Origin of the sequence: Chthonomonas sp. (genome assembly GCF_035294505.1) — a bacterium.
GTDB lineage: Bacteria > Armatimonadota > Chthonomonadetes > Chthonomonadales > Chthonomonadaceae > Chthonomonas.
The window spans coordinates 1-3,453 of the sequence record NZ_DATGKU010000251.1; the positions used below are offsets into that span (position 1 = coordinate 1).

Consider the following 3,453-nt stretch of genomic DNA (forward strand, 5'->3'; position numbering starts at 1 on the left):
GTGGGGCCTTGAGGGGAAGGGCGCCCTGCCCCAGAATATCTTGCGATTTTCTGGAGACCCCTGTATCGGCCTTGAGGGTTGGGGAGGGGCTTAAAGCCGATGACACAACTGTCATTTCGAGCCGAAGGCGAGAAATCTTGAATTTCAATTCCCACCGGTTAGGGAGGTGCTAGCGCACCGCGATGCAGCGGCCAGCGAGATAGGCAATTAAGCTGATGAAACAGGCTGCAAAGGTGCTGTCCGCTAGGACGCTCACCGCGAGGTGCCATCTCCCTGATAGGGGGTGGGGCTGGCAGAAACTGGAGCACCTCATGCACCGTGAATTTGCAAGGTGCAGGCGCACTGTCGTGGTAGGGGCAACATAAGACCGCATTGTATGAGAAAGGGCTGGAGTGGTAAAACAATGGGGGCGCCGTATAAGAAGAGAATCCCTTAAAAGGGTGCACACTTACCTGCAGAAAGGAGGTGCGGCGATTCCGCTACGTGCTTGGCATAGGGCGGTTTTCTCGCTGCCTTTTCCATGGAGATAGACCCAACCCAAAATGTAGAAACCAGCCCACAGATCGGAGAAACTACCGAATCGGAGGCGCCAAGGGCGATCGCTTCCGCGTTCTCCGATCGGCTAAGGCTACGTGATGGCCTGCTTTTGCTGCTGCTGCCCCTTATTGGGTTGCTTATAGGGTTCCGCACGGTTGCCATCGCCACACTGCCCCACATCCTTACACCCGACCCCGGCATCGTCTACCAAGAGGTTACGGACAGGCTTCCCATTCCGGCCCTACTCAACTGGAATCTCGCCCTCATTCAAAACCTTATCGATCTACGGGACATGCCGCTCCCCTTTCTCATCCTTCTCGGCTTAGTGGGAAGCATTCTTCTGCTCTATATAGCCCTTTGCCTCTTCAACCCAATCTATCGCCCGCTCGTGCTCGAACCCGCCACCAACGCTCCTTCAGCCGGCACGAATCATCTGTCGGGCACACTGCGCCTTCATAGACCAAACAGGTTTTGGCACGTTATTCTTTTGTGCGGCGTTCCCTTGCTTGCATTCTGGCTTCTCATCGGGGCACTCATGCCTCCGGCGGCGCCCATTCGTAAATACATGTTGGTGGCTGCCCCCTGGTCTCCCCTCTGGGCACTGCGTCTTGTGGCGCTTGGTGTGGCACTCTGGGTTGGGCTGCATCCGGAAGGGCTTCTTTGGGAAGGTTCCCTTAAAGAGAAGAAGACCCCTTTTCCTTACAAGACATTGCTTGTGCAGGGGGCGCTTTGGGGAGTCATCACCTGGATTTTTGCCCGTTTCACTGTGCCAAGTTCTCTTGAGCCGCTGCTTACTCGTCTACAGGCTTTAGGAACCTTCAATACGGCGGAATGGCGTTGGGTCGTTTCGCACTACCTCTTCTCCGTCGCCACTGCGTGGTTTGCTGCAGGGCTGTTTTTGCTGATTCTGGGCCGACCTGGCCTCGTTGCAAAGGCGCGTTTCGGGCTAACCGCTTTGACCGTCTTGGCTTTCTGTATCTCGTTCTGGCTCCAACGGCCCTTCTCTGCCTCGACGTTGGCCGCGCGTTTTGACCTCCAGCCTGATGTTCTCAATGCCATCTCGGTTCCCTACAGCCCTCGCCGCCCAGGCTCCGGAGTGCCGGATGGGTTGGCTGCCGCGCAGGCTTTAGCCAGACGGCTCTACCTTCCCATGGGGCAAAATTCCGCCCGACCCACACGAAGCGTGCTTCTGTTTCAGCCCAACGGCAACGTCGTTAACGTAACGCAAATGGGCTATACGATCAACGGCCTGAGCGCCACTCGCGAATCGGCTTTGAAAGCAAGAGACTTCCTCCTGAAGAAACACTATCACTCGGCGCTTTCCTGGATCGCCACAGAGCATCTCTTCGACTGCAGTGCCCTGCGTTTCGACACCACAAGCGCTCTCGACGTGCTGTTGAGCGATCTTTCCAACGGGCCTCATCTCAGCCGGGTGGGATCGGTTGTGACGACGCTCTTTTTCATCTGTGCGGCGACGCCTCAGAATCATGCCCTACTCGATAAGTGGGCAAACCCGAGGAATTTCGCTTGCCCTGATCGTTTCAGCAAACGTCTTATTGGCGACCTTTATCGTAGGTTTGGTGACGTTAAAAACGCCTTGAAGTGGTACCGTGCCGCCGATATGCCTTCCACCTTTATGGCCCGTATTCGGGCTGAACGCCCCCTGTTCCACACCGGAACCGTCTACGGTATCCTTCGACTAAACGGACGGCCTTTGGCGGGAGTACAGGTAGGTATCATGCCTTGGCGACTCAACGGTTTGCCGCCCCTGCAAGAGGTTCTACTGGCCAACGCATTTCACGAGGTGCTCGAACCCAACGGCAATGGGCCTCTGTTTCCGCCTTTTCACCCTATTCCCTTCGCCTTTCGATGGATCAGCGGTTCGGACGTAACGGATAGCAATGGCGCCTTTCGAATACAGAACCTCACGGAAGGGCAGTATCGTGTGGTGGTGGTGCTACCCCCCTCCATCCAGCTCAACCCGCCCTTCGACCCTCGCATCCGGGTGATGAATCCGCCTCTGCCCTTCTCCTTACACTATGCGAACCAAACCGTGAATCTCGGCATCATAGACATCTTTTACAGAGGTCCTATGGCTGCTCCTCGCTCCCCGGCTCAATCGTCACCTTCAGCATCCGGTCGCCCTGGCGCAGAGCCATCACGTTCTCCAGGCCCTCTATCACCTCTCCAAAAATAGCATATTTCATATCGAGATGGGAGGCCGGTGCCAATGTGATGTAGAATTGGCAGGAGGCGCTGTTGGGGTCTTGAGCGCGTGCCATAGCCACCATTCCCGCCTTGTTATGCTTTAGCTCCGGAGTGACCTCTAGAGGGATGGTATGCCCGGCATCTCCTGTGCCCGTGCCGAGCGGGCACCCCCCCTGAATGACGAAGCCGGGCACATACCGATGAAAAGTTAGCCCGTTGTAGAAGCCCTTTTCCGCAAGCTCGATGAAGTTCCTGGTGGTAATGGGTGCCAGACTTTCGTAAAGGCGAAAGCGAATGGTGCCTTTTGTTGTTTCTAAAACCGCAATGCGATCCGACATTTTTGTTTTCCTTCCTCTTGTTCGTAGAAACAGTGTACCTGCTTTGAAAAGAGGAACAACATACATGCCCCAACTCCGGTTTGTCTGTGAGATCAACGCTCCCCTCGAGCGCGTTTGGGAGTTTCACCATAAAATGGAGTACAACCCACCCCATGCCTTCACCGACAGACAGGAGGCAGGGCCGTTTCGCCGATGGCAGCACACCCATCGGTTGGAAGCCCTCAACCCTAACCAAACCCGCCTTTGCGACACGGTGGAATACGAGCTTCCTCTCGGAGGAGTGGGAGCGATGGGGGAGCGGATTTGGGTGAGGCGGCGTGTGGAGGAGCTGTTTGCCTATAGGCATCGGAGGACGAAGGAGGTTTTAGAA

Annotated in this window: 3 protein-coding genes; 2 read left to right on the plus strand and 1 reads right to left on the minus strand. The window is 56.0% G+C overall.

Annotated elements, in window-relative coordinates:
* The first annotated feature begins 520 nt into the window (after positions 1–520).
* On the plus strand, positions 521–2,734 hold the full coding sequence (locus VKV18_RS15080) for a hypothetical protein (RefSeq protein WP_324205007.1): 2,214 nt from the start codon (positions 521–523) through the stop codon (positions 2,732–2,734).
* Here VKV18_RS15080 and VKV18_RS15085 read toward each other — a convergent pair.
* A complete protein-coding gene (locus tag VKV18_RS15085) occupies positions 2,628–3,083 on the minus strand; it encodes a peptidylprolyl isomerase (RefSeq protein ID WP_324205008.1) in 456 nt (151 codons plus the stop codon). The two genes, VKV18_RS15080 and VKV18_RS15085, sit on opposite strands and share 107 nt — an antisense overlap.
* Before the next feature lie 64 nt (positions 3,084–3,147).
* On the opposite strand from VKV18_RS15085, the gene VKV18_RS15090 reads away from it, so the two are divergent.
* Positions 3,148–3,453 (plus strand): SRPBCC family protein (locus VKV18_RS15090; protein ID WP_324205009.1); only part of this gene is annotated, 306 nt, incomplete at its 3' end.

Coding starts and splice junctions, on each gene's coding strand:
- VKV18_RS15080 (WP_324205007.1), top strand. CDS start 521: ATGGAGATAGACCCAACCCAAAATGTAGAAACCAGCCCACAGATCGGA.
- VKV18_RS15085 (WP_324205008.1), bottom strand. CDS start 3,083: ATGTCGGATCGCATTGCGGTTTTAGAAACAACAAAAGGCACCATTCGC.